Origin of the sequence: Stenotrophomonas acidaminiphila (genome assembly GCF_001431595.1) — a bacterium.
Lineage (GTDB): Bacteria > Pseudomonadota > Gammaproteobacteria > Xanthomonadales > Xanthomonadaceae > Stenotrophomonas > Stenotrophomonas acidaminiphila.
This window is the reverse complement of sequence record NZ_LDJO01000014.1, coordinates 250,326-274,391: the sequence shown is the minus strand read 5'-3', so window position 1 is coordinate 274,391 and position 24,066 is coordinate 250,326. Positions and strand designations below refer to the sequence as shown.

The 24,066-nt window shown below is 71.7% G+C and carries 23 protein-coding genes; 13 read left to right on the top strand and 10 right to left on the bottom strand.

Features of this window, described 5'->3' with window-relative positions; all coding sequences use genetic code 11:
* Positions 1 to 32: 32 nt before the first annotated feature.
* Genes prpC through prpB form a run of 3 tightly spaced genes read right to left on the bottom strand, consistent with a single transcriptional unit; the run spans position 33 to position 2,737 of the window.
* Complete coding sequence (prpC, locus tag ABB33_RS04685; protein WP_054667045.1) at positions 33 to 1,193, bottom strand: bifunctional 2-methylcitrate synthase/citrate synthase; 1,161 nt, start codon at positions 1,191 to 1,193, stop codon at positions 33 to 35.
* 25 nt (positions 1,194 to 1,218) lie between these two features.
* Positions 1,219 to 1,818: a DUF1003 domain-containing protein gene (locus ABB33_RS04680; RefSeq protein ID WP_056931319.1), complete on the bottom strand. Its 600-nt coding sequence runs from the start codon at positions 1,816 to 1,818 to the stop codon at positions 1,219 to 1,221.
* Between the two features lie 31 nt (positions 1,819 to 1,849).
* A complete protein-coding gene (gene prpB, locus ABB33_RS04675; protein ID WP_054667048.1) occupies positions 1,850 to 2,737 on the bottom strand; it encodes a methylisocitrate lyase in 888 nt (295 codons plus the stop codon).
* A gap of 113 nt (positions 2,738 to 2,850) precedes the next feature.
* Here prpB and ABB33_RS04670 point away from each other — a divergent pair, with 113 nt between their 5' ends.
* A complete protein-coding gene (locus tag ABB33_RS04670; RefSeq protein WP_056931318.1) occupies positions 2,851 to 4,074 on the top strand; it encodes a citrate synthase family protein in 1,224 nt (407 codons plus the stop codon).
* Between the two features lie 113 nt (positions 4,075 to 4,187).
* Complete coding sequence (bla, locus tag ABB33_RS04665) at positions 4,188 to 5,168, top strand: subclass B3 metallo-beta-lactamase (protein ID WP_082594984.1); 981 nt, start codon at positions 4,188 to 4,190, stop codon at positions 5,166 to 5,168.
* A gap of 135 nt (positions 5,169 to 5,303) precedes the next feature.
* Here the strand turns inward: bla and ABB33_RS04660 are convergent, their stop codons facing one another.
* The 3 genes from ABB33_RS04660 to pdxH are packed head-to-tail and all read right to left on the bottom strand — an operon-like array spanning position 5,304 to position 7,053.
* Positions 5,304 to 6,095, bottom strand: a complete 792-nt coding sequence (locus ABB33_RS04660) for a cobalamin-binding protein (RefSeq protein WP_054667052.1) — start codon at positions 6,093 to 6,095, stop codon at positions 5,304 to 5,306.
* The gene (locus ABB33_RS04655) at positions 6,092 to 6,457 is read right to left on the bottom strand and encodes a YqfO family protein (protein ID WP_225546637.1); all 366 of its coding nucleotides are present in this window, start codon (positions 6,455 to 6,457) and stop codon (positions 6,092 to 6,094) included. The genes ABB33_RS04660 and ABB33_RS04655 overlap by 4 nt, the downstream gene beginning before the upstream one ends.
* A complete protein-coding gene (gene pdxH / locus ABB33_RS04650) occupies positions 6,454 to 7,053 on the bottom strand; it encodes a pyridoxamine 5'-phosphate oxidase (RefSeq protein ID WP_054667053.1) in 600 nt (199 codons plus the stop codon). Before pdxH ends, ABB33_RS04655 begins: the two co-directional genes overlap by 4 nt.
* Positions 7,054 to 7,095: 42 nt before the next feature.
* Between pdxH and ABB33_RS04645 the strand changes: the two genes are divergently transcribed.
* Positions 7,096 to 7,911 carry a kinase gene (locus ABB33_RS04645; RefSeq protein WP_056931317.1) on the top strand — a complete coding sequence of 272 codons (816 nt, stop codon included), beginning with the start codon at positions 7,096 to 7,098 and terminating at the stop codon, positions 7,909 to 7,911.
* Positions 7,912 to 7,917: 6 nt separating this feature from the next.
* Here the strand turns inward: ABB33_RS04645 and ABB33_RS04640 are convergent, their stop codons facing one another.
* Positions 7,918 to 8,121 (bottom strand): dodecin family protein, encoded by a 204-nt coding sequence (locus ABB33_RS04640; protein ID WP_054667057.1) that lies wholly within the window; start codon positions 8,119 to 8,121, stop codon positions 7,918 to 7,920.
* Between the two features lie 98 nt (positions 8,122 to 8,219).
* Here ABB33_RS04640 and ABB33_RS04635 point away from each other — a divergent pair, with 98 nt between their 5' ends.
* From ABB33_RS04635 to mdtD, 5 genes are all read left to right on the top strand, one after another.
* Positions 8,220 to 8,762 (top strand): shikimate kinase, encoded by a 543-nt coding sequence (locus ABB33_RS04635; RefSeq protein WP_056931316.1) that lies wholly within the window; start codon positions 8,220 to 8,222, stop codon positions 8,760 to 8,762.
* The gene (gene aroB / locus ABB33_RS04630; RefSeq protein WP_056931315.1) at positions 8,759 to 9,868 is read left to right on the top strand and encodes a 3-dehydroquinate synthase; all 1,110 of its coding nucleotides are present in this window, start codon (positions 8,759 to 8,761) and stop codon (positions 9,866 to 9,868) included. The genes ABB33_RS04635 and aroB overlap by 4 nt, the downstream gene beginning before the upstream one ends.
* 82 nt (positions 9,869 to 9,950) lie before the next feature.
* The gene (locus ABB33_RS04625; protein ID WP_054667062.1) at positions 9,951 to 10,202 is read left to right on the top strand and encodes a WGR domain-containing protein; all 252 of its coding nucleotides are present in this window, start codon (positions 9,951 to 9,953) and stop codon (positions 10,200 to 10,202) included.
* A 59-nt stretch (positions 10,203 to 10,261) separates the two neighbouring features.
* A complete protein-coding gene (gene hemE / locus ABB33_RS04620; protein WP_232522650.1) occupies positions 10,262 to 11,335 on the top strand; it encodes a uroporphyrinogen decarboxylase in 1,074 nt (357 codons plus the stop codon).
* A 142-nt stretch (positions 11,336 to 11,477) separates the two neighbouring features.
* Positions 11,478 to 12,899: a multidrug transporter subunit MdtD gene (gene mdtD / locus ABB33_RS04615; RefSeq protein ID WP_056931313.1), complete on the top strand. Its 1,422-nt coding sequence runs from the start codon at positions 11,478 to 11,480 to the stop codon at positions 12,897 to 12,899.
* On the opposite strand, the gene ABB33_RS04610 is transcribed toward mdtD, so the two are convergent.
* Positions 12,900 to 16,457, bottom strand: coding sequence for a hybrid sensor histidine kinase/response regulator (locus ABB33_RS04610; RefSeq protein ID WP_056931312.1), 3,558 nt, complete (start codon positions 16,455 to 16,457; stop codon positions 12,900 to 12,902). It abuts the gene before it with no gap.
* 265 nt (positions 16,458 to 16,722) lie between these two features.
* On the opposite strand from ABB33_RS04610, the gene ABB33_RS04605 reads away from it, so the two are divergent.
* From ABB33_RS04605 to ABB33_RS04595, 3 genes are read left to right on the top strand one after another with little or no spacing between them, the layout of a single operon-like run.
* Complete coding sequence (locus ABB33_RS04605) at positions 16,723 to 17,451, top strand: YceI family protein (protein WP_082594983.1); 729 nt, start codon at positions 16,723 to 16,725, stop codon at positions 17,449 to 17,451.
* Entirely contained in the window at positions 17,448 to 18,026 is a 579-nt protein-coding gene (locus ABB33_RS04600; protein WP_056931310.1) for a cytochrome b, read from the top strand. The genes ABB33_RS04605 and ABB33_RS04600 overlap by 4 nt, the downstream gene beginning before the upstream one ends.
* Positions 18,023 to 18,589 carry a YceI family protein gene (locus ABB33_RS04595; protein ID WP_054667072.1) on the top strand — a complete coding sequence of 189 codons (567 nt, stop codon included), beginning with the start codon at positions 18,023 to 18,025 and terminating at the stop codon, positions 18,587 to 18,589. Before ABB33_RS04600 ends, ABB33_RS04595 begins: the two co-directional genes overlap by 4 nt.
* Before the next feature lie 24 nt (positions 18,590 to 18,613).
* On the opposite strand, the gene ABB33_RS04590 is transcribed toward ABB33_RS04595, so the two are convergent.
* Complete coding sequence (locus ABB33_RS04590) at positions 18,614 to 19,084, bottom strand: hypothetical protein (RefSeq protein ID WP_054667074.1); 471 nt, start codon at positions 19,082 to 19,084, stop codon at positions 18,614 to 18,616.
* A complete protein-coding gene (locus tag ABB33_RS04585) occupies positions 19,081 to 19,305 on the bottom strand; it encodes a glutaredoxin family protein (protein WP_056931308.1) in 225 nt (74 codons plus the stop codon). The genes ABB33_RS04590 and ABB33_RS04585 overlap by 4 nt, the downstream gene beginning before the upstream one ends.
* Before the next feature lie 98 nt (positions 19,306 to 19,403).
* On the opposite strand from ABB33_RS04585, the gene ABB33_RS04580 reads away from it, so the two are divergent.
* Positions 19,404 to 20,786 (top strand): L-serine ammonia-lyase, encoded by a 1,383-nt coding sequence (locus tag ABB33_RS04580; protein WP_056931307.1) that lies wholly within the window; start codon positions 19,404 to 19,406, stop codon positions 20,784 to 20,786.
* Positions 20,787 to 20,937: 151 nt separating this feature from the next.
* Positions 20,938 to 23,961: a ligand-binding sensor domain-containing diguanylate cyclase gene (locus ABB33_RS04575; RefSeq protein ID WP_152984959.1), complete on the top strand. Its 3,024-nt coding sequence runs from the start codon at positions 20,938 to 20,940 to the stop codon at positions 23,959 to 23,961.
* Positions 23,962 to 24,066: the final 105 nt, after the last annotated feature.

Here is a 24,066-nt window from a genome sequence, read left to right as displayed (position 1 = left end):
CCTCCCCGCAGGGGGGAGAGGGCGCGGGCGCGTCAGCCGCGCTGGTCCAGCGGCACGAAGGCCTGGTCTTCCGGACCGGTGTAGTTGGCGCTGGGGCGGATGATCTTGCCGTCGATGCGCTGTTCGATGATGTGCGCGCTCCAGCCGGCGGTGCGGGCGATCACGAACAGCGGGGTGAACATCGCGGTCGGCACGCCCATCATGTGGTAGCTGACGGCGCTGAACCAGTCCAGGTTCGGGAACATCTTCTTGATGTCCCACATCACCGTTTCCAGGCGCTCGGCGATGTCGTACATCTTCAGGTTCTGCTGTTCGGCCGACAGCTCGCGCGCCACGTCCTTGATCACCTTGTTGCGCGGATCGGACACGGTGTAGACCGGGTGGCCGAAGCCGATCACCACTTCCTTGCGCTCCACCCGCGCCTTGATGTCGGCCTCGGCCTCGTCCGGCGTCTCGTAGCGCTTCTGCACCTCGAACGCGACTTCGTTGGCGCCGCCGTGCTTGGGCCCGCGCAGCGCGCCGATGCCGCCGGTGATGGCGCTGTACATGTCGCTGCCGGTGCCGGCGATGACGCGGCAGGCGAAGGTGGAGGCGTTGAACTCATGCTCGGCGTACAGGATCAGCGAGGTGTGCATCGCCTTGACCCAGGACGCGCGCGGCTGCTCACCGTGCAGCAGGTGCAGGAAGTGGCCGCCGATGGAGTCGTCGTCGGTCTCCACGTCGATGGCGCGGCCGTTGTGGCTCCAGTGGTACCAGTACAGCAGCATCGAGCCCAGGCAGGCCATCAGCTTGTCGGCGATGTCGCGCGCACCCGGGTGGTTGTGGTCGTCCTTCTCCGGCGACACGCAGCCGAGCACCGACACGCCGGTGCGCATCACGTCCATCGGGTGCGCCGACGGCGGCAGTTCCTCGAGCGCGGCCTTGACCGCGGCGGGGATGCCGCGCAGCGCCTTCAGCTTGGCCTTGTAGGCGCGCAGCTCGGCCTTGTTCGGCAGCTTGCCGTGCACGAGCAGGTGGGCGATTTCCTCGAACTCGCTGGTGTTGGCCAGGTCCAGGATGTCGTAGCCGCGGTAGTGCAGGTCGTTGCCGCTGCGGCCGACGGTGCACAGCGCGGTGTTGCCGGCGGCGGTGCCGGACAGGGCGACGGACTTCTTGGGCTTGAAGCCGGGCGTGGCGGTGGTCTGTTCTGACATGGTCTTCTGCCTTTCGAGGGAAGGTTTACGGTTGTTTCTGCGGGTCGCCAGCCGGCGCCGCGGTGGCGCATTCCAGCAGTCGCTGCAGCATTTCGATCTGGCGGTTCTGCTGTTCGACCAGCAGCGCCCATTCGTGGGAGCGGAGTACGTCCAGCTTCTCGTGGATCTGCAGCACTTCCAGCTCCGCTTTCACGTTGACCTGGTAATCGTTCTCGGCACGCATGCGGTCCACCGCCGCCTGCCGGTTCTGGCTCATCATGATGATCGGCGCCTGCACCGCGGCCAGGCACGACAGCACCAGGTTGAGCAGGATGTAGGGGTACGGGTCGAACGCCCTGGCCAACAGGAAGGTGTTGACCACCATCCACACCACCAGCACCACGCCGAAGCACAGGATGAAGGTCCAGCTGCCGCCGACCTCGGCGACGCGGTCGGCGACCCGCTCGCCCAGCGTGCGCGACTCGTGCAGCTCGCGGCGCACGTTGCGCGAGACCCGCCCACCGGAGATGAAGCGTTCGACCACCACCCGTTCCTCGGGCGTCAGCTGCTCCAGGTCGCGTTGCAGCAGGCGCCGCGCGGTATCGCGGCGGTCGACACGGGTGCGGTGGGAGGACGGGGTCGCCATGGCAGGTATCAGGTGGCCGCAGGAACGGCCATCATGCGCCCTTCTGCGCGAACACCTTGTCCAGCTGCGCTTCGAAGGCGTGGTAGCCGATGCGGTCGTACAGCTCCTCGCGGGTCTGCATGGCATCGACCACGTTGCGCTGGTGGCCGTCGCGGCGGATCGCCTCGTACACGTTCTCGGCGGCCTTGTTGGCGGCGCGGAACGCCGACAGCGGGAACAGCTGGATGGCGACGCCGGCCGAGGCCAGCTCGTCACGGCTGAACAGCGGGGTCTTGCCGAACTCGGTGATGTTGGCCAGCACCGGCACCTTCACCGCGTCGACGAAACGGCGGTAGGTGTCCAGGTCGTAGGCGGCCTCGGCGAAGATGCCGTCGGCACCGGCCTCGACGCAGGCGATGGCGCGCTCGATGGCCGCGTCCACGCCTTCCATCTGGATGGCGTCGGTGCGGGCGATCAGGAAGAAGCCCGGGTCGGTCTTGGCATCGGCCGCGGCCTTGACCCGGTCGACCATCTCGCCCTGCGACACGATTTCCTTGCCCGGGCGGTGGCCGCAGCGCTTGGCGCCGACCTGGTCCTCGATGTGGCAGGCGGCCGCACCGGCCTTGATCAGCGACTTCACCGTGCGCGCGATGTTGAACGCGCTCGGGCCGAAGCCGGTGTCGATGTCCACCATCAGCGGCAGGTCGCACACGTCGGTGATGCGGCGCACGTCGACCAGCACGTCTTCCAGGGTGTTGATGCCCAGGTCCGGCAGCCCCAGCGAGCCGGCCGCGACGCCGCCGCCGGACAGGTAGATGGCCTTGTAGCCGGCGCGCTTGGCGAGCAGCGCGTGGTTGGCGTTGATCGCACCGATCACCTGCAGGGGCTTTTCGGCGGCCAGGGCGGCGCGGAACGCGGCGCCGGCGGAGGAAACGGACATGGCGGGACTCCTGGTATGGCGGTGGCGAAAGCGCCGTTCCGCGATGGCGCACAATCTGGCACCATCCAAACCATTGATCAATCTTGATTCAAACAATCAACATATCGAGCACCATGACCGAGCCCGCCGACCCCGAACTGATCCCCGCCAGCGACGCCTGCGCCCTGCTCGGGATCAGCCCGGCCACGCTGTACGCCTATGTCAGCCGCGGCCAGCTCAGTTCGCGGCCCGGGCCCGACCCGCGCAGCCGCGTCTACCTGCGCGCCGAGGTGGAACGGCTGGCGCAGCGCAAGCGCGCCGGCCGCGGCGCGGCACGCGGCGCGGCGCAGAGCCTGGACCGCGGCCTGCCGGTGCTGGAGACGCGGATCTCGCTGATCCGCCCGGACGGCCCGTACTACCGCGGCCGTTCGGCGGTGGCGGCGGCGCGCACCGGCGCCACCCTGGAGGACATCGCGCGGCTGCTGTGGGAATGCGAGGAACAGGACCCGTTCGCCGCGGCGCCGCCGCCGGCCTGGCCGCCGCGGGTGGCGGCGCTGGCGCTGGATACCGGCCTGCCGCCGCTGGAGCGCACCATGGCCTGCATTCCGCTGCTGGCGCTGGAGCAGCGGCAGTCGCTCAACGCCGCCGCGCCGGTGCGGCGCGAGGTGGCGGCGATGCTGCTGCGGCAGAACGCCGCGCTGCTGGTCGGCGTCCAGCCCGATGCGCGGCCGGTGCACCGCCTGCTGGCCGATGCGTGGCGGCCCGGCGATGCCGGCTTCGCCGAACTGGTGCGCTCGGCACTGGTGCTGTGCGCCGACCACGAACTGAACGTCTCGGCGTTCGCCGCGCGCGTGGTCGCCTCCACCGGCGCGCACCTGCACGCCACCGTCAGCGCCGGCCTGGCCGCGCTGTCCGGGCCGCGCCACGGCGGCGCCACCGCGCGCGCGCATGCGCTGCTGCTCGATGCCGAGGCCAGCGGCGCGCCGGCCGCGTTCATCGCCGAACGCTGGCGCCGCGGCGACGAACTGCCCGGCTTCAACCACCTGCTCTATCCCGACGGCGACCCGCGCGGCACCGAGGTGCTGCGCCAGCTGCGCGAACTGTGCGGCGAACAACCGCGCATGCGCCACGTCGAAGCGGTACTGGCCGCCACCGCCGAGCACAGCGGCCAGCACCCGAACATCGACGGCCTGCTGGCGGCGATCTGCTACGTGCACGGCCTGCCCGGCGCGCACGCGCTGGTGATGTTCGCCGCCGCGCGCCTGACCGGCTGGCTGGCGCACGCGCTGGAGCAGCAGGCGCTGGGCACCCTGATCCGCCCGCGCGCACGCTACACCGGGCTGGCGCCGGGGCGCTGACCCCGGCGCCCAGGCATGCGGCGGGCTCATGCCTGCCGCAGCTTATTCGCGTTGGTCGCGGCGGCGCGGGCTGCCTATGCTGCGGCACCTGTTGCCCCATGCCGATGCCAGCCATGCGCCCAGCCCCGCGGCGGCCCTGCCGCCTTGCCACACCCGTCCTCGGCCTCGTCCTGCTGGCCGCCTGCCACGCCCCGCAGGACGCCGTGCCGGCCACTGCGGTCGCCACGCCCGTGCCTGCCGCGCCTGCGCCCACGGCCACCCGCGGCACCGACGTACCGGCCTGCGCGGCCAGCGACAGCGCCATGGACGGCTGGAACGAGCGCGCGCCGCCGCGCCGCATCTTCGGCAACACCTGGTACGTGGGCACCTGCGGCCTGACCGCCCTGCTGGTCACCTCCGACCAGGGCCACGTCCTCATCGATGGCGCCACCGCACCGGCCGGACCGTTGATCGACGCCAACATCCGCGCCCTGGGCTTCGACCCCGGCGACGTGAAGTACCTGCTCAACTCGCATGAACACCATGACCATGCGGCGGGCCTGGCCTACCTGCAGGGCGTGACCGGGGCGCCATTGCTGGCGCGCGCGCCGGCCGTCCCCACCCTGCGTACCGGGGTGAGCGGGCGCAGCGATCCGCAGCAGCTGGAGTTCGAGACCGGCTTCCCGGCGGTACCGGTGGTGCGCGCGCTCGACGATGGCCAGCCGGTGCGGGTCGGCGCCCTGGTCCTCACCCCGCACGCGACCCCCGGGCACACCCCCGGCGGCACCAGCTGGACCTGGCGCGCCTGCGAGGGCACGCGCTGCCTGGACATGGCCTATACCGACAGCGTCAGCGCGCTCTCCGACCGGGAGTACCGCTACGGCGATCATCCGGCGATGGTCGCCGCCTTCCGCCGCGGCCTGGACACCCTCGCCGCCCTGCCCTGCGACATCCAGATCACCCCGCACCCGCTGGCCAGCAACCTGTTCGCGCGCATGCAGGGCAGCGATGGTGCGCCGCTGGTCGATTCCGGCGCCTGCCGCCGCTACGCCGACACGGGCCGCGCCAACCTGGAAACACGGCTCGCGGCCGAGCGCGCCGGCAGCCTGCCCTGAGCCCGGCCTGCGCGCCGCGCATCCGGCGGCGGCGCGCTCACGCGCGGTGGGCGCACGCCAGTAGCTGCCACGACGCCGGGCGCGCCTGCCGGCCCACGCCCGACAACGGCATGGGATCGCTGCCCGGCGGACGCGCTACCGCTGCGCCCAGCGCTGGATGATGGCGGCGATGGCCTGCACGCCATCGGTCAGTGCCGCCGGCCCCGGCTGCAGGATCAGCGGCGACTTGATCTCATGCAGCTCGCCGTCGCGCACCGCGCGGATCGCCGCCCAGCCCGGGCGTGCGGCCACGCGTTCGGGGCGGAACTTCTTGCCGCACCACGAACCGATGATGATTTCCGGGTCGCGCGCGATCACCGGCGCGCCATCGGCGAGGATCCGCGCCCTGGCCAGCGGCTCGCGCGACAGCTCGGGGAAGACGTCGATGCCACCGGCGATCTCCACCAGCTCCGCACCCCACTGGATGCCGGTGATGATCGGCTCGTCCCACTCCTCCACATACACCCGTGGCCGCCGCGGCAGCCGCGCCGCCTGTGCGGCGATGGCGTCCAGCCCGCGCTGCAGTTCGCCGGCATAGGCGTCGGCGCGCGCGGCCACGCCGACCAGCGCGCCGAGCCGGCGGATGTAGTCGAGGATGCCGGCCACGCTGCGGTGGTTGGCGATCCACACCTCCACCCCGCGGCGGATCAGCTCGGCGGCGATGTCGGCCTGGATGTCGGAGAATCCGATCGCCAGGTCCGGCCGCAGCGCGAGGATCTCCTCCACCTTGGCGCTGGTGAAGGCGCTGACCTTGGGTTTGTCGCGGCGCGCCTGCGGCGGGCGTACGGTGAAGCCGCTGATGCCGACGATGCGGTCCTGTTCGCCCAGTGCGTACAGGGTCTCGGTCGGCTCCTCGGTCAGGCAGACGATGCGGCGCGGTCCGCTCATGGCGTGGCGAACTCCAGCGCCTCGACGAACACCGCCGGGCTGTTCCACGGGTGATGCGCGGCGATGCCCTGGTCGAGCACGCGCTGCAGCCGCGCGCGGTCGCCCGGCACTCCGCGCGGAAGGCAGAACTCCAGCCGCACGCTCGGTTCGCTCACCAGCTCGCCGACCTCGCCCACCACGCTGGCGGTGCCGGGCAGCGCGCGGAACTGCTCACGCCCCGGCGCCGACTCCCACATGCCGTGGGCATAACCGCCGGCGGCCAGGTCGTCGACCGCGAGGATGCCGCGCTTGAGCGCCTGCAGGTGCGCCGGCGGCACGAACACGGTGACGCGGTAGACCGGGTGCAGGCGCAGGCCGCTCACGGATACAGCAGCCGCTTGCTCCAGGCACCGGCGGCATCGGCCTCGTAGCACCAGCGCTCGTGCAGACGGAAGCTCACGCCGTACCAGAACTCGATGCGCTGCGGGACCACGCGGATGCCGCTCCAGCCATCCGGGCGCGGCACGTCGCGCCCCTCGAAGCGCGCCTCGAAGTTGCGCAGGCGCTCCTCGAACTCCTCGCGCGAACCCAGCGTCTGCGACTGCATCGAGGCCCATGCGCCGATCTGGCTCATGCGCGGGCGCGAGGCGAAATAGGCGTCGGCCTCGGCCGCGGACACCAGCTGCGCATCGCCGTCGATCCGCACCTGGATCCCGGCCGCGCGCAGGCTGCGCCACAGGAACAGCAGCGCCGCCTGGCGGTTGGCGTGCAGTTCGCGGCCCTTGCGGCTGTCCAGGTGGGTGTAGAACACGAAGCCGCGTTCGTCGAAGGCCTTGAGCAGCACGGTGCGCGCCGATGGCCGGCCATCGACGTCGGCCGTGGCCACGGTCATCGCGCCGGGCTCGATTTCATTGCTGGCCTTGGCCTCCTCGAACAAGTCGGCGAAGGTCGAAAGCGCTTCTGCGTACAGATCGGTCATGGCTCCACTTCGTACGGCACGGGTTTGGGCTATTGTGGCGCCATGTCGTCCGTTCCGCACCGCTTCTCCGCACGCCGCTTCCCGCAGGCCCTGGCCGCACAGGCGCTGGACGAGGCGCTGGCCAGCGGCGGCGACACCCCGGTACTGGCGATCAGCGGCCTGCAGGGCAGCGGCAAATCCACGCTGGCGGCACAGGTGGTGGAGCTGGCGCAGGCGCGCGGGCTGCGCGCCGCGGCGCTGTCGATCGACGATGTCTACCTGACCCGCGCCGAGCGCCAGCGCCTGGCCGGGCGCGTGCATCCGCTGCTGGCCACGCGCGGCCCGCCGGGTACGCACGACCTGCCGCTGGCGCTGGCAACGCTGGACGCGGCCCGTGGCGGCCGGCCATTCGCGCTGCCGCGCTTCGACAAGCTCGCCGACGAGCGCGTGCCGCAGGCGCAGTGGCAGCCGGTCCAGCGCCTGGACCTGCTGGTGTTCGAAGGCTGGTTCCTGGGCACGCCACCGGAAACCGACGACGCCCTGCACGCGCCGCTGAACGCGCTGGAGCGCGATGCCGATGCGGACGGCACCTGGCGGCGCTGGTGCAACCAGGCGCTGGCCGATGGCTACCCCGCGCTGTGGCAGCGCTGCGACCGGCTGTGGTTCCTGCAGCCACCGGGCTTCTCGGTGATACCCAACTGGCGCTGGCAGCAGGAGCAGGCGCTGCAGCAGGCCGCACCCGGGCGCACCGGCATGAACCGCGCGCAGGTCGAGCGGTTCGTGCAGTTCTACGAACGCGTCAGCCGGCAGGCGCTGCGCTGCCTGCCGGGCATCGCCGACCGCAGCATCGCGCTGGATGCGCAACGCCGCGTGCTGTAGCGCGGGCTACTGCACCAGGAACGTCACCCGCAGGTTGACCCGCCATTCGGTGATGTTGCCGTCGCCATCGGTGACCACCTTGGTCTCGTTGATCCATGCGCCCTGGATGCCCTTGACCGTCTCGGCCACCTTCTTCAGGCCACTGCGCACCGCGTCCTCGACGCTGGCACTCGACGACGCGCTGACTTCGATGATTTTCGCCACTGCCATGTCCGCCTCCGTTGGTTGCACCACGAACCACTCGTGGTGCCCACGAGCTTGGCTGCTACCGTGTTAACGCACCGACACGGTGCTAGCATCGACCGGCAATGAATCCCGCCCCCAACGTCATCCTGGTCGGCCCAATGGGCGCCGGCAAAACCTGCATCGGCCGCCGCCTGGCCGAGCGTTTCGGGCTGGAGTTCGTCGATGCCGACCAGGCCATCGTCGACGAGGTGGGTTCATCGATCCCGGCCATCTTCGAGAACGTCGGCGAGGCCGGTTTCCGCGCACACGAAAAGCGCGTGCTGTCCCGGCTGCTGGAGCGTGGCGGGCAGCTGGTCTCGACCGGCGGCGGCGCGGTGCTCGATGCCGACAACCGCCAGCGGATCCGCCAGCGTGGCTTCGTGGTGTGGCTGCGGGTGGGCGTGGCCGCGCAGCTGCAGCGCCTGCAGCGCGACAAGACCCGCCCGCTGCTGCAGCGCGAGGACCGCGAACAGGTGCTCGAAGCCATGGCCACGCTGCGCGATCCGCTGTACCACGAGGTCGCCGACCTGGTCGTCGACACCGATCCCTATTCCCCCGCCGAGGCCACCGCACACCTGGTCGTGCGCCTGGCCGCGCACTGGCAGAACCCGGAACTCCGCGCATGAGCCATGCCCCCCGCACCGTCGCCGTCGGCGGCGACTGCCCGTACCTGATCCACATCGGCCCCGGCCTGCTCGGCGTGGGCGACCTGCTGGCCGGCGCCATCCGCGGCCGCCACGTGCTGCTGGTCAGCGACGACACCGTGGCGCCGCTGTACCTGGCGCGGGTGCGCGCCGCGCTGCTGCAGGCGCGCCCGGACCTGGCGATCGGCCAGTACCTGATTCCCGCCGGCGAAGCATCCAAGACCCTGCACCACTTCGGCGGCGCGATCGACGCGCTGGCCACGCTCGGCGCCACCCGCGACGCCTGCGTGCTGGCGCTGGGCGGCGGCGTTGTCGGCGACCTGGCCGGCTTCGCCGCGGCCTGCTGGATGCGCGGCGTGGACTGCGTGCAGCTGCCCACCACCCTGCTGTCGATGGTGGACTCCTCGGTCGGCGGCAAGACCGCGGTGGACATCGCCCAGGGCAAGAACCTGGTCGGCGCGTTCCACCCGCCGCGCGCGGTGATCGCCGACACCGCCGCGCTGCGCACCCTGCCCGCGCGCGAACTGCGCGCCGGGCTGGCCGAGGTCATCAAGTACGGCTGCATCCGCGATCCGCTGTTCTTCCAGTGGCTGCAGGCCGAACGCGACGCGCTGCTGGCCGGCGACGACGCCGCGCTGGCGCAGGCCATCGCCCGCGGCTGCGAGCACAAGGCCGAAATCGTCGCGCGCGACCCGCTGGAAAAGGGCGAGCGCGCCCTGCTCAACCTCGGCCACACCTTCGGCCATGCCATCGAGACCGCGCAGGGCTACGGCGCGCCGGGCAATGACAACCTCAACCACGGCGAAGCGGTGGCAGTGGGCATGGTGCTGGCGGCGCGGCTGTCGGCCGCGCTGGGCATGGCCGGCGCCGATGCCGCCGAGGGGCTGCGCGACCTGCTGCGGGCCTACGGCCTGCCGGTGGCGATCCCGGCCGGGCTCGACCCCGGGGCCCTGCTCGCGCACATGCGCCTGGACAAGAAGAACATCGCCGGGCGCCTGCGCCTGGTGCTGTGGCGCGGCATCGGCCGGGCCGAAGTGGTGCCGGACGTGGACGAGGCGGCGGTGCTGGCGGTGCTGCGCGCCGGCTGACGCCGCGCCGGCACCGGCGGTGGCGGTGGCGGTGGCGTGGCAATGCCACCCGGCCCCGACGCGGCCGGCTACAATCAGCACCATGCGCGTCTACCTGCAGCAGCCGCCCAGCGGCAACGAATCCCCCCGCTACGTGCAGCTTTCGCTGTTGCCGGACCTGCTCGGCGGCTGGGAGCTGCTGCGCGAGACCGGGCAGACCGGCGGCCGCGCGCAGCTGCGCCGCGAGCTGTTCCTGCAGCAGGACGAAGCCCGCCACGCCTTCGAGAAGGCACGCGACGCGCAGATCAAGCGCGGTTTCCAGGTCGTGTTCGCCAGCGGCGAGCCGCACCCCTGACCGGCCCCGGCGCCATGCGCGCCGCCCCGGCCCAACGGCCACGTTCCAAGGAGTTTTCCGTGACCAGCCCCCTTCGCAACGACCGCTTCCTGCGCGCCCTGCGCCGCGAGCCGGTGGACTGCACGCCCGTCTGGCTGATGCGCCAGGCCGGCCGCTACCTGCCGGAGTACCGCGCCACCCGCGCCCGCGCCGGCAGCTTCCTGGGGATGGCCAAGCACCCGGAGGTCGCCTGCGAGGTGACGCTGCAGCCGTTGCAGCGGTTCGACCTGGACGCGGCCATCCTGTTCTCCGACATCCTCACCGTGCCCGACGCGATGGGCCTGGGCCTGTACTTCGCCGAGGGCGAGGGCCCGAAGTTCCACCATCCGGTGCGCGACGCCGCGGCCATCACCCGGCTGGCGGTGCCGGACATGGAGACCGAGCTGGGCTACGTGATGGACGCGGTGCGGCTGATCCGTCGCGAGCTGGACGGCAAGGTGCCGCTGATCGGCTTCTCCGGCAGTCCGTGGACGCTGGCCTGCTACATGGTCGAGGGCGGCGGCAGCAAGGACTACGCGCGGATCAAGGCGATGGCGCTGAACGAACCGGCGGCGCTGCACCAGCTGCTGCGGGTGGTGACCGACGCGGTCGTCGCCTACCTGGCGGCGCAGCGCGCGGCCGGCGCGCAGGCGCTGCAGGTCTTCGACACCTGGGGCGGCGTGCTGTCGCCGGCGATGTACCGCGAATTCTCGCTGCCCTACCTGGCGCGCATCGCCCATGAGCTGGAACGCGGCCAGGGCGCGCAGCGCACGCCGCTGATCCTGTTCGGCAAGGGTACCGGCCAGTACGTGGCCGAGCTGGCCGCCACCGGCGCCGAAGGCGTGGGCGTGGACTGGACCATCTCGCTGGAGGACGCCGCGCGCGCCACCGCCGGCAAGGTCGCGCTGCAGGGCAACCTGGACCCGACCACGCTGTACGGCTCGCCGGAGGCCATCGCCCGCGAGGCCGGCAAGGTGCTGGACAGCTATGCCGCCGGCAACGGCGGCTCGCGCGAGGGCCACGTGTTCAACCTGGGCCACGGCATGTCGCCGGACATGAACCCCGAGCACGTGGCGGTGCTGGTGGACGCCGTGCACCGGCTCAGCCGCCGCTGAGCGCTCCGGCCCGGGCGCGGCCAGGCCCGCCCGGGCCGTCCCGATCCACACCCGGCGCCGCGCCCCGGCACCGGCGCGTGCGCGGTACCTGCACGCGCGGACCCGGACAATGGCGGCCCCACCCCGGCCATGAGCGCGCCTGATGTCCACGCCCCCGTCCAGCCCACTGCCCGCCGCTGATCCGCACAAGCCACTGCTGTGGCTGGTCTCGCTGGCGATCTTCATGCAGATGCTGGATTCGACCATCGTCAACACCGCGTTGCCGGCGATGGCGCGCAGCCTGGGCGAGAGCCCGCTGCAGATGCAGTCGGTGGTATTCAGCTATGCGCTGGCGGTGGCCAGCTTCATCCCGGCCTCGGGCTGGATCGCCGACCGGGTCGGCACCCGCCGCACGTTCCTGGCGGCGATCGTGCTGTTCACCCTGGGCTCGCTGGCCTGCGCGCTGTCGCCGACGCTGCACTGGCTGGTGGCCGCGCGCGTGCTGCAGGGCATCGGTGGCGCGATGCTGCTGCCGGTGGGGCGGCTGGCAGTGATGCGCTCGGTGCCGCGCGAGCAGTTCCTGTCGGCGATGAGCTTCATCGCGATCCCGGCGCTGGTCGGTCCGCTGCTGGGGCCGACACTGGGCGGCTGGCTGGTGCAGGCCGCATCGTGGCACTGGATCTTCCTGATCAACTTGCCGATCGGGCTGGCCGGGCTGTTGGCCGCGCTGCGGATCATGCCCGACCACTACGGCCAGGAACGGCATCATTTCGATCTGGCCGGCTACCTGATGCTGGCGTTCGGCATGGTCGCGCTGTCGCTGGCGCTGGACGGCGCCTCCGGCTTCGGATCGGCGCATGCGCTCGTGCTGCTGCTGGCGGTGGTCGGCATCGCCGCGCTGGCCGGCTACTGGCTGCACGCGGCCGGGCGCAGCGATGCGCTGTTTCCGCTGACCCTGTTCCGGATCGCCAGCTTCCGCATCGGCATCCTCGGCAACCTGTTCTCGCGCATCGGCAGTGGCGCCATGCCCCTGCTGATCCCGCTGCTGCTGCAGGTGGGCCTGGGCATGAGCCCGATGACGGCGGGCATGATGATGATCCCGGTGGCACTGGCCGGCATGGCCGCCAAGCGCATGGCGGTGACCCTGGTGGAACGTTTCGGCTACCGCCGCATCCTGATGATCAACACCGTGTGCGTGGGCCTGGCGATGGCCAGCTTCATGTTCGTCAGCGAACGACAGCCGCTGCCGCTGCAACTGCTGCAGCTGGCATTGTTCGGCGCCTTCAACTCGATGCAGTTCACGGTGATGAACACGGTCACCCTGCGCGACCTCGATGCCGGGCAGGCCAGCAGCGGCAACAGCCTGCTGTCGATGGTGATGATGCTGGCCACCGGCTTCGGCGCGGCCGCCGCCGGCAGCCTGCTGTCCGCCTTCGGCACCCATCTCGTTGGCCACGGTGCCAGTGCCGCGCTGCACGCCACGTTCGTCTGCGTCGGCGCGATCACGCTCAGCTCGACCCTGGTGTTCTGGCAGTTGCCGGAAAGCCGACCGCACCCGCGCGCGGTCGAGGAAGTGGTGGAGTAGTCAGTCCGCGGCCGGCGCCGCCGGTGCGCCCTTCGGGCGCCAGGCCGCGGCGATGGCCGCCACCAGCATCTCGCCGGTCACCGGCTTGCGCAGGAACCCGTCGAAGCCGGCCGCGCGCGCCTGCTGCTCGGCGGCGCCATCGGCACGCGCGGTCACCGCCACCAGCGGGAAGTGATGGCCCTGGCCACGCAGCTGCGCCGCCAGCGCCATGCCATCGAGCGCCGGCAGGTCCAGGTCGAGCAGGCCGATGTCGAACGGCCACGCCGCCACTTCGGCCAGCGCCGCCAGGCCATGCAGCGCATGCACCACCTGGTGGCCGCGCGCGCGCAGCAGGCCGGCGATGACATCGGCCACGGTCGGGTCGTCCTCGACCAGCAGGATGCACAGGCTGCCTTCCGGGCCGTGCCCCGGCGCACGCGCCGGTCCGGGCCCTTGGCCGGCAAGCGGCGTCCACGGCAGCGGCAGCTCGACGATGAAGCGCGCGCCCGCGCCCAGCCGGCTGTCGATGCGGATGCTGCCGCCCATGGCCGCCGCCAGTTCCTGGCAGATCGCCAGCCCCAGCCCGCTGCCGCCGTAGCGCGAGGCGGTCTGCGGCCCTTCGGCCTGTTCGAAGCGGCGGAACAGCCGCGCCTGCTGCTCGGCGGTGATGCCCGGGCCGGTATCGCTCACCTGCAGGCGGATGCCGGCGCCTTCCGGCAGCAGCTCCACCCCCAGCCCGACCTGGCCATGCCCGGTGAACTTGGCGGCATTGCCGAGCAGGTTCATCAGGATCTGGCGCAGGCGCATGGCGTCCCCGGTCACCCGCACCGGCATCGGCAGGCGCGGCTCCTGCACGAACAGCAGCCCGCGCTTGCGCACCACCGGCGCGATCAGCGCGGCGACCTCGTCCAGCAGCGGCGCCAGCTCGAACGGCTGGCTGTCCAGCTCCAGGCGGCCGGCCTCGATGCGCGCCAGGTCGAGCGAATCGTTGACCAGCTGCAGCAGGTGGATGCCCGCCTGCTGGATCGAACCGGCGTAGCGGCGCTGGGTATCGTCCAGCCGGGTATCGAGCAGCAGCTCGGTCATGCCCAGCACGCCGGTCATCGGCGTACGCACCTCGTGCCCGAACGTGGCCAGGAAGCGGGTCTTGGCCGAGGAAGCCTGTTCGGCCAGTTCGCGCCGCTGTTCGGCCAGTTGCCATTCACTGCGCCGCTGCAGGCGCGCGCGGTAGGCCAGCACCGCGATGCCCAGCGCCAGGGCCGCGGCCAGCGCGTAGGCGGCCATCGCCCAGCCGCTGCGCCACCAGGGCGGCGCGACCTCGATCCGCACGTCGGGGGTGGCGATCCAGCCGCCGCCGGGTACCGCGCCCTGGATCTGCAGGGTGTAGCTGCCCGGCGCCAGGCGCGGGAACACGCGTTCGCCGCTGGCGCCGGCATTGACCCAGTCCGGGTCGTAGCCGCTCAGCCGGAACCGGTACTGGTTGTTGGTGGAGTCGGCGAACGCCAGCAACCGCGCCACCACATGCAGGTCGCGATCGCCGTCCTTGATCCGCAGCACCGGCTGCCCGGAGAGGTCGTGCATGCGGTCGCCGCGGTGCACGCTGATCCGCTCGATCACCAGCGGCGGCCGCCGCGCCGGCGGCCCGACCTGGGCCGGGTCGAACAGCACCACGCCTTCGGGAGTGCCGCCGGCAATCTGGCCGCTGCGCGCCTGCACCAGGCCGCGGCGCCGGAACTCCTGCCCCGGCAGGCCGTCGTGCACGCCATACAGGCGCACCGAACGCCGCTGCGGATCGACCCGGATCAGGCCGCGCGCGCTGCTCGCCCAGGCAATGCCGCGGTCGTCGATGACCAGCCCGCCGGCGGCCAGCATGGGGTAGCCCTGGTCGGCGCCGATGCCGTCCTCCCAGTGCAGTTGCCCGCCGTCCCAGCGGTAGCGCTCCAGGCGCCCGAGCAGGGCCACCCACACCGTGCCGTTGGCGCCGACGTTGAAGGCGTGCGCCGGTACCTGCGGTCCCCCGGGCACCGGCGCGAAGGCGCCGGCCTGCGGCTGCCACGCCAACAGCCCGGTGGCGCCGGACAGCCACACCCCGCTGCCGGGTCCGCACTGCATGTCCTGCAGCGCACCCTGCGGCAGGCCGTGCTGGCCCGGCGCCAGGTGCAGGATGACGCGGCCCTGCGCATCGCGCTGCTGGATGCCGCCGTCCTCCGAATAGATCCACACCTGGCCATCGCAGATCCGCACGATGTCGCCATCGCCGACCATCGCCGCATCCACCGCATCGCCATGCTGCCAGCGGCGCACCGCGCCGCCGCGCGGGTCGTAGCGCACCAGCGTGTCCAGGCTGCCGATCCAGACCCGGCCCTGCGGGTCTTCGGCCACCGACTGCGGCCAGTGGATGCCGTCCACCGGTTGCAGGTGGTGTTCGACCGCGCCGCTGGCCGGATCGAGCCGGTCCAGCGCGCCGCGGGTACCCACCACCCAGATGCCGCCGGAAGCGGAGGCGGCCATCGCCAGCGCATACGGATTGCGCAGCGAGGACGGATCGTCCAGGTGCCGCGCCAACACCGAGAACTGCCGCCAGTTCGGCGACAGGTGCCACAGGCCGGCATTGGTACTGGCAAACCACAGGCCCCCGTCGCGGTCCTCGTAGGCGGTGCTCCAGTTGGGCTTGACCATCCCGCGTTCCTGCGCGCTGTACAGCGGCACGTTGTTGACCTCCGCGCCGTTGCGGCTGCGGCCCAGGCCCTGCAGCGTGTCCAGCCAGTAGTTGCCGTCGCTCGCGTACTGCAGCACGTTGAGCACGTGGCCGTACTCCGAACCGGGCCACTGCATGCGCTCGAAACGCCCGTCGCGATGGCGCACCACCACCCCGCCGTTGGTCGCGATCCAGAGCCGCTGGGCGCCGTCGACCTTCAGGCCGTTGATCCGTGGCGACGGCAGCACCGCCTCGCCCTCGCGCTCGAAGCCGCTGCCGGTCCAGCGCGCCAGCCCGCCCTTGCTGCCCACCCACAGCACGCCGTCCGGGGTGACCGCCAGGTAGGCGATGGACGCCGACGGCAGGCTGTCGGGCTGCCCGGGGACCGGCATGAAGCGCTGGAGCGTGCCGTCCACGGCCACCCGGTAGAGGCCGGCGGTCGGGGTGCCGAACCAGACGCTGCCATCGGGCGTGGAGGCGATGCTCCACACGGTATTGCTGGCGATCTGCGGATACGTCTCGCGGTCGAAGAAGCGGAAGCTGCGGCGATCGGCCGACAGCATTCCCAGGCCCGCGTTCTGGGTACCGAACCAGAGCCGGTTGCCGGCGTCCACGTGCAGGCTCCAGATCAGGTTGTCGCGCAGGCCGTCCTCGGCGCGCCAGATGCGGAAACTGCGCCCGTCGAAGCGCGCCAGCCCGTCGTGGCTGGCCAGCCACATGTAGCCGCGCCGGTCCTCGGCGAACGCATTGATGTTGGCCGACGGCAGCCCATCGGCCACGCCCAGCCGACGCGGCTGCGGGGTGATCGGCACCTCGGCCGCGGCCTGCGCCGCCCCCAGCACCAGCAACAGGCACAGCAACCCGCGCCACCACGCCCTCATCGCCGGCTCTCCGCGCGCGCGGTCGCGGGCAGGCACACGGCGGCGGCGGCCGTGCACGCCGGTGCCGGTCCGCTGGTTTCGTTGCTGCCCCTGGTTCCCATCCGTCGCCCGTCGCGCTCCCTGTCAGCGGGGAAAATACCATCCGCGCCGCACGATGGCCGCTCCGCGCCGGCAGGCGCCGCCACGGCACCACGCCGCGGGCACTTGGCCAGGCCGGCACAGCAGGAAACGCGCAACAATCCATTGCGCCGCCAGGCAACAAACCATGACGGGCATATGCCTAGAATCCCCCAACCCCCGCCGGAGCCGACCCTTGCCCCGTTCCTTCGTCCTGCTGCTGGCCTGCCTGCTGCCGCTGTCGGCACCGGCCGCCGACCGCTACCGGCTGGACCCGGTGCATACGCGGGTGCTGTTCGCGGTCGAACATGCCGGATTCTCGCAGGCGCTGGGCACCGTGTCCGGCAGCGAGGGCGTGCTGGAGTTCGATCCCGACGACTGGTCCGGCGCGCGCCTGGAGGTGGTGGTGCCGGTCGCCCGGCTCGACCTGGGCAACGACAAGTGGAACCAGGCCACGCTGGCGCGCAACCTGCTCGACGGCCAGCGCTACCCGCAGGCGCGCTTCGTCTCCACCCGCATCGAGCCGGTGGATGCGCGCAACGCGCGCGTGCATGGCCTGCTGACCCTGCGTGGCGTCACCCGCGAGGTCGTGCTCGACGTCCACCTCAACGCGGTCGCGCGGCATCCGCTGCCGCCGTTCCGCCGCACCGCCGGGTTTTCCGCCACCGCCAGCGTGCAGCGCTCGGACTTCGGCATCGACGCCTGGCAGTCGGTGATCGGCAACCGCGTCGAACTGCGCATCGAAGCCGAGGCGGTACGCGACGACGATGCCAAGGCGCCGGAGGCCACTGACCCGGCGCCGGCCGCCGCCGACGACACGCACGCCGCGGCCGAGGCCGCCACCCGACTTTCCCCGCAACCGGAATCCCGTCCATGAGCCTGAAGAACACGCCTGACCGCTGGGGCAGCGTCAGCAAGAGCCTGCACTGGCTGATCGCCCTGTTGATCCTCGCCCTGGGCATCGTCGGCCTGCTCATGGGCGAGCTGCCCAAGACGCCGAAGTACTTCTGGGTCTACACAGCGCACAAATCGATCGGCATCACCGTGCTGGTGCTGGTGGTGTTGCGGCTGGCGTGGCGCCTGTATGCCGGCGCGCCGCGGCCGGTCCCGGGCACCCCGGGCTGGCAGGAGCGCGTCGCCAGTGCCACCCACTGGCTGCTGTACGCGATGATGCTCGCCATCCCGCTGTCGGGCTGGCTGTACGACTCGGCCAGCGGGCTGCGCCCGTTCAAGCTGTTCGGACTGCTGGAAATGCCCAAGCTGGTGGCACCCGACGAAGGCGCCGCGCAGCTCTCGCACGCGCTCCACGAATGGGGCTTCTGGCTGCTGATCCTGGTGGTGCTGGCGCATGCCGGCGCCGCCTTCTACCACCATATCCAGCAGCGCGACACCACGCTTGTACGCATGCTGCCGCAGGGCTGGCTCGATACCCCACAGAAGGAATCCGCATGAACATCAAGCTCACCACCCCGGCCGCCGTGGCGGCCGCCCTGGCCGGCATGCTGGCCGCCGCCCCGGCCATGGCCGCGGACTACGAACAGGCGCCCGGTTCGATCCTGGTGTTCGCCACCAAGTACGACGGCGAGGTGTTCACCGGCACTTTCCCGGGCTTCCAGACGCAGCTCAGCTTCGACCCGGCCAACCCGGCCGCCGGCAAGCTCGACGTCACCATCCCGCTGGCCGGCGCGCGCAGCGGCAACAGCGACCGCGATTCGACGCTGCAGGGCAAGGACTTCTTCAACGTCGCCCAGTTCGCGCAGGCGCGCTACACCGCCAGCGGTTTCCGCGCCGTGGGCGGGAACCAGTTCGCGGCCGACGGCACGCTGCAGCTGCGCGGGGTCAGCAAGCCGGTCACCCTCACCTTCACCTGGACGCCCGGCGCGCAGCCGGTGCTGACCGGCAAGGCCACGGTCAAGCGCCTGGACTTCGGCGTCGGCGGTGGCGACTGGGCCGACACCAAGACCATTCCCGACGAAACCGCCATCAGCACCAAGGTCGTGCTGCGCGCCAAGTAAGCGCACGCGCCCCCGGCACCGCGCTCAGCCGGGGGCCTGGCCCGGGATGTCGAAGCAACCGCGCCGGCCCGAGGCGTCGGTCAGGCAGGCGCGATGCCGGTGCGCCTGCCCGTCCTGGCCGGGACGCACGGCCAGGCCGAACACCCCGCCGTCGCGCATCAGCAGCACCGCCTCCCACACCGTGTCCGGGCCGCCGGCCTGCAGCGGCTGCCGCTCGCCCTGCACCGGCGCCTGCAGGGGCATGGCCGCGGCCTCGTGCAGCATGCGCCGCAGGTTGCGCATGTCCAGCCCTGCCGGCGCACTGGTGACCGCCTTCAACAGCACCAGGCGCTCGATGCCTTCCACCGGCAGCACCTGCGCCAGGGTGCGCCCCTGCCACGCGAAACCGGCACGATCCGCCGGCAGCGCCTTGGCCAGGTCCACGTCCGCCGCACCGGCGCCGGCCGCGGCCATGCCCAGCACGGCAAGCAGTGGCGAGCAGGCGCGTACGCTCACCGCAACCACCGGCACACGCCATCGGCATCGAACGGCCACTCCAGCTCGGCGCCGCTGGCGCTGTCGCGCAGCACCGGCACGCGCGTGCCGTAGCGCATTTCGAGCGCGTCGTCGTCGTCGATGAACACGCTGTCGAACGCCGGCGCGCGGGCCTGTGCCAGCACCTCCAGCGCCAGGTCGCACAGGTGGCAATCGTCGCGCTGGTACAGAATCAAGCCCATTCCCCACACCCCATCCAGGTCCGATGCTGCGCTGCGGGCAGGGCCGTCAGCGGCGAACCCGTAGAATAGCCACTCCTCCAGGCAGCACGCACAACGCAATGTCCGTCAGCACGTTCGACCTGTTCAAGATCGGCATCGGCCCGAGTTCGTCGCACACCGTGGGCCCGATGCGCGCGGCCGAGCGTTTCGTCCACCGCTGGCTGCTCGACCCCGGCCAGCTGGCCAGTGTCAGCCGCATCCGCGCCGAGGTGTTCGGCTCGCTGGCCCTGACCGGCCGCGGCCACGGCACCGACACCGCCGTGCTGCTCGGCCTGGAAGGCCACCGCCCCAACCTGATCGACCCGGACGTGATCCCGGCCACGCTGGCGCGCATCCGCTCGTCCAGGCGCATCAACCTGATGGGCCAGCACGAGATCGCCTTCGACGAGAAGCGCGACCTGGCCCTGAACAAGCGCCAGAAGCTGCCGTACCACACCAACGGCATGCGCTTCACCGCGTTCGACGCCAACGACGCGGTCATCGCCACCCGCGACTACTACTCCGTCGGTGGCGGCTTCGTGGTCAATGCCGACGATGCCGCCGACGACCGCATCGTGCCCGACCAGACGCCGCTGCCGTATCCGTTCAAGAGCGGCGACGAACTGCTGGCCCAGGCCGCGCGCAGCGGCCTGAGCATCGCCGCGCTGATGTTCGAGAACGAGAAGTGCTGGCGCAGCGAGGACGAGATCCGCTCCGGCCTGCGCGAGATCTGGGACGCCATGCAGGCCTGCGTGGCGCGCGGCATCCGTTCCGAAGGCACGCTGCCGGGCGGCCTGCACGTGGGCCGCCGCGCCCCGGCGCTGCACCGCGAACTGTCCGCGCGCCCGGAAGCGGCCATGCGCGACCCGCTGACCACCCTGGACTGGGTCAACCTGTACGCGCTGGCGGTCAACGAGGAGAACGCCGCCGGTGGCCGCGTGGTCACCGCGCCCACCAACGGCGCGGCCGGCATCATCCCGGCGGTGCTGCACTACTACGACCGCTTCTGCCCGGGCAGCAACGAGCAGGGCGTGTTCGACTTCCTGCTGACCGCCGCGGCGATCGGCATCCTGTACAAGGAGAACGCCTCGATTTCCGGCGCCGAAGTCGGCTGCCAGGGCGAAGTCGGGGTGGCCTGTTCGATGGCCGCCGGCGGGCTGATGGCCGCCCTCGGCGGCAAGCCTGGGCAGATCGAGAACGCCGCCGAGATCGGCATGGAGCACAACCTGGGCCTGACCTGCGACCCGATCGGCGGGCTGGTGCAGATCCCCTGCATCGAGCGCAACGCCATGGGCGCGGTCAAGGCGATCAACGCCGCACGCATGGCCATGCGCGGCGACGGCAAGCACAAGGTCAGCCTGGACAAGGTCATCAAGACCATGCGCGACACCGGCCGCGACATGCAGGACAAGTACAAGGAAACCAGCCGCGGCGGACTGGCGGTCAACGTCATCGAATGCTGAACGCGACCGCCTCCATTCAAGTGGGCACGGGCCGGGCCGCTATGGCTTTCGTTGTAACCTGACGGCAGTGCGGGATTCAGGGGGAATCTCGATCGACCATCCATCCATCATCCGCCACCCGCGCCGGCCACTGGCAACCGGCACCGGACTGTTGGCTCGCCTGTGGCTGCTGCTCCTGCTGGCGGTTTCCCTGCCTGTTGCCGCCCTGGACACGGGCAAGCCCTTCCGCGACTACGTCACCGATACGTGGGGGGTGGACCAGGGGCTGCCGCAGATCAGCGTGCTGGCCATCACCCAGGACCCGGCCGGCTACCTGTGGTTCGGCACACAGACCGGGCTGGCGCGTTTCGACGGCGTGCGCTTCGTGCGCTACACCCAGCGCGACGCCCCGGAACTGGGCAACAACATCCTGGCGCTGCTGGCCGACGACGACGACCGGCTGTGGATCGGCACCGCGCAGGGGCTGCTGCTGCTGGAAGACCAGCGCTTCCATGCCATCGCCCCCACCGTCGCCGACCATCCGGCACCCGCCAGCGCGCTGCTGAAACTCGACGGCCGCATCCTGGCCGGCTGCGCGGAGGGCATCTGCACGCCGCGGGAAGGCAAGCTGCAGCGCGTGCAGGCCCTGCCCGATCCGGCGCTGAGCCTGCTGGCGCGCGGGGACGGGCTGTGGGCCGGCGGCCAGGGCCGGGTGTTCCACATCGCCGGCGGCAAGGTACGCACCCTGCCGCTGCCGGCGGCCGCCGGGACCGCCGCGGTGACCGCGCTGGCACACGCCGATGGCGACCTGTGGGCCGGCACCCGCAACGGCCTCTTCCGCCTGCGCAACGGCAGTTGGCAGGCGGCGGACCCGCATCCGGACGACGTGCTGACCGTCGAAGCGATGCACGCCGACCGCGACGGCAACCTGTGGGTGGCCACGCCGCAATACCTGGAACGGCTGCGCCCCGGCCAGCCGCCCGAACGCATCCACAACACGCCCGGCGCCATCGCCGTCCGCGCGATCTTCGAGGACCGAGACGGCAACCTGTGGCTGGGCAGCATGGTCGAGGGCGTGACCCGGGCGTGGAACGGCTGGACCCGACGCCTGAGCCAGGCCGACGGGCTGCAGGACCCGCTGCTGTGGTCGGTCGCCGCGGCGCCGGACGGCGGCATCTGGGTCGGCAGCAGCAACGGCGTGGCCGTCTGGCGGCAGGGGCGCTTCACCAGTCGCGTGGCCGGCAACCGGCTGCCGCACCCGGAGGCCTACAGCCTGCTGCCCGAGCGCGACCAGACCTGGATCGGCACCCGCGCCGGGGTCGCGGTGCTGCGCGGCGAGCGCCTCGAGCAACCAGCCGAACTGGCGCCGCTGCGCGATGCGCAGATCAACGGCATCGTCCGCGACCGCGCCGGACGGCTGTGGTTCGCCACCACCCAAGGGCTGTTCCTGCTCGAGGACGGCAAGCAGCTGACCCGCTACGGCGAACGCGAGGGACTGGCCGATGCGCGCATCCGCCTGGTCTACGAGACCCGCGACGGGCGCATCCTGCTGGGCACCTACAAGGGCCTGTACGAATGGCGCGACGGCCGCATCCTGCCTACCGGCCGGCTCGGCGGACTGTCCGACGAAACCCCGGTCACCGCCTTCCTCGAGCTTGGCGACGGGCGCTGGGTACTGGGCACCAGCAATGGCGAAAGCCTGCGGGTCCATGACGGCCATGGCTGGCACTGGCTGGACCGCGAGCGCGAGCTGCCGGCCAATGTCGCATTCCACCTGGCGCAGAACGGCAACGACCTGTGGGTCGCCGGCATGCGCGGCGTCTACCGCCTGCCGCTGGCCTCGCTGGACCGGGCCCTGGCCAACCCGCGGCAGCCGCTGGCGGCGCAGATCGTCATCAATTCCGGCACCGACCGCACCGGCGGACAGCAGGACAAGTGCTGCAACGGCGCCGGCAACAGCCGCGGGGTGCTGCGCGAGGGCCGGTTGTGGCTGCCCACCCGCGACGGCACCCTGCTGGTGGACGTGGACACGGACACCGACAGCGCGCCGCGCAATATCAGAATCGACCACGTGCAGGTCCAGGGCCGGCGCCTGGCCACCGGCCACGGCACGCTCAAGCTGCCGCTGGACGCGCGCGACCTGCGCTTCGAGTTCAGCCTGCCCGACTTCCAGCCGATGCACGCTCCGCAGCTGCGCTACCGGCTGGCCGGCTACGAGAAGGACTGGCACGAGCTGGACAACCCGACCCTGCGCAGCGCCAGCTACGCCAGCCTGCCGCCCGGGTACTACACCTTCGAGGTCGCCGACTTCAGCCAGGCCGAACCGTTGCGCAACGCCGCCCATGTCGCGGTGGAGATTCCGCGGCGGCTGTACGAAACCCTCGCATTCCGCCTGCTGGCCATGCTCGGGCTGGCGGGGCTGATCTGGCTGGGCTACCTCGGCCTGCAGCATCGCTACGCGCGCCAGCGCGCGCAGCTGGAGCGCCTGGTGCAGGAGCGTACCCGCGACCTGCAGGCGGCCAACGCGCAGCTGAAGGCCATCAGCTTCACCGACCCGCTCACCGGCCTGCACAACCGGCGCTACCTGACCCAGCAGATCCCCACCGACCTGTCGTTCTACGAACGCGACGAGGGCTACGCCAACGGCAGCGAGGCGGTGGTGTTCGCGCTGCTCGACGTGGACCATTTCAAGTCGATCAACGACACCCACGGCCACGCCGCCGGCGACCGCGTACTGGAACAGATGGGCCAGCTGCTCGGCGAGCTCAAGCGCAGCGGCGACTACGTGGCGCGCTGGGGCGGCGAGGAATTCCTGCTGGTGTTCCGCCCGCTGCCGCGTGGCAGCCTGGGGCGGCTGGGCCAGCGCCTGTGCACCCGCATCGCCGCGCACAGCTTCGACCTGGGCAATGGCCAGCAGCATCGCCTCACCGCCTCCGTCGGCCTGATCGAATGCCCGCTGTTCCCCAGCCATCCGCGGCTGCTGGGCTGGGAGCAACTGGTCACCCTTGCCGACCGCGCCCTGTACCGGGCCAAGACCGCCGGGCGCAATGGCTGGATCGCCTACCAGCCGGCCCCCGGCGCGCAGCCGCCCGACGACCTGTCGGTAGCGGGCGGCGATCCATGGTGGCTGGTGGAGAACGGCGTGCTGGAGATGTTCGGCATCGACGGCAGGATCGACGTCGGCGCCCCGCCGTAACCGCCACACACCGCTGGCCGGCCACGCACGCGGCGTGTTGCACCGGCGGCCGGCAGCGCACCAGAATCACCCATCACCAGCCAGCAGCGGGGCAAGGATGCAGGG

Bases quoted from the DNA above. Each gene is read 5' to 3' on its own strand.
- ABB33_RS04610 (WP_056931312.1), bottom strand. From the start codon at position 16,457: ATGAGGGCGTGGTGGCGCGGGTTGCTGTGCCTGTTGCTGGTGCTGGGG.
- ABB33_RS04585 (WP_056931308.1), bottom strand. From the start codon at position 19,305: ATGGGCTTGATTCTGTACCAGCGCGACGATTGCCACCTGTGCGACCTG.
- ABB33_RS04600 (WP_056931310.1), top strand. From the start codon at position 17,448: ATGAGCCTGAAGAACACGCCTGACCGCTGGGGCAGCGTCAGCAAGAGC.
- ABB33_RS04595 (WP_054667072.1), top strand. From the start codon at position 18,023: ATGAACATCAAGCTCACCACCCCGGCCGCCGTGGCGGCCGCCCTGGCC.
- prpC (WP_054667045.1), bottom strand. From the start codon at position 1,193: ATGTCAGAACAGACCACCGCCACGCCCGGCTTCAAGCCCAAGAAGTCC.
- ABB33_RS04580 (WP_056931307.1), top strand. From the start codon at position 19,404: ATGTCCGTCAGCACGTTCGACCTGTTCAAGATCGGCATCGGCCCGAGT.
- ABB33_RS04670 (WP_056931318.1), top strand. From the start codon at position 2,851: ATGACCGAGCCCGCCGACCCCGAACTGATCCCCGCCAGCGACGCCTGC.
- ABB33_RS04645 (WP_056931317.1), top strand. From the start codon at position 7,096: ATGTCGTCCGTTCCGCACCGCTTCTCCGCACGCCGCTTCCCGCAGGCC.
- prpB (WP_054667048.1), bottom strand. From the start codon at position 2,737: ATGTCCGTTTCCTCCGCCGGCGCCGCGTTCCGCGCCGCCCTGGCCGCC.
- mdtD (WP_056931313.1), top strand. From the start codon at position 11,478: ATGTCCACGCCCCCGTCCAGCCCACTGCCCGCCGCTGATCCGCACAAG.
- aroB (WP_056931315.1), top strand. From the start codon at position 8,759: ATGAGCCATGCCCCCCGCACCGTCGCCGTCGGCGGCGACTGCCCGTAC.
- ABB33_RS04640 (WP_054667057.1), bottom strand. From the start codon at position 8,121: ATGGCAGTGGCGAAAATCATCGAAGTCAGCGCGTCGTCGAGTGCCAGC.
- bla (WP_082594984.1), top strand. From the start codon at position 4,188: ATGCGCCCAGCCCCGCGGCGGCCCTGCCGCCTTGCCACACCCGTCCTC.
- pdxH (WP_054667053.1), bottom strand. From the start codon at position 7,053: ATGACCGATCTGTACGCAGAAGCGCTTTCGACCTTCGCCGACTTGTTC.
- ABB33_RS04660 (WP_054667052.1), bottom strand. From the start codon at position 6,095: ATGAGCGGACCGCGCCGCATCGTCTGCCTGACCGAGGAGCCGACCGAG.
- ABB33_RS04605 (WP_082594983.1), top strand. From the start codon at position 16,723: ATGACGGGCATATGCCTAGAATCCCCCAACCCCCGCCGGAGCCGACCC.
- ABB33_RS04680 (WP_056931319.1), bottom strand. From the start codon at position 1,818: ATGGCGACCCCGTCCTCCCACCGCACCCGTGTCGACCGCCGCGATACC.
- ABB33_RS04625 (WP_054667062.1), top strand. From the start codon at position 9,951: ATGCGCGTCTACCTGCAGCAGCCGCCCAGCGGCAACGAATCCCCCCGC.
- ABB33_RS04635 (WP_056931316.1), top strand. From the start codon at position 8,220: ATGAATCCCGCCCCCAACGTCATCCTGGTCGGCCCAATGGGCGCCGGC.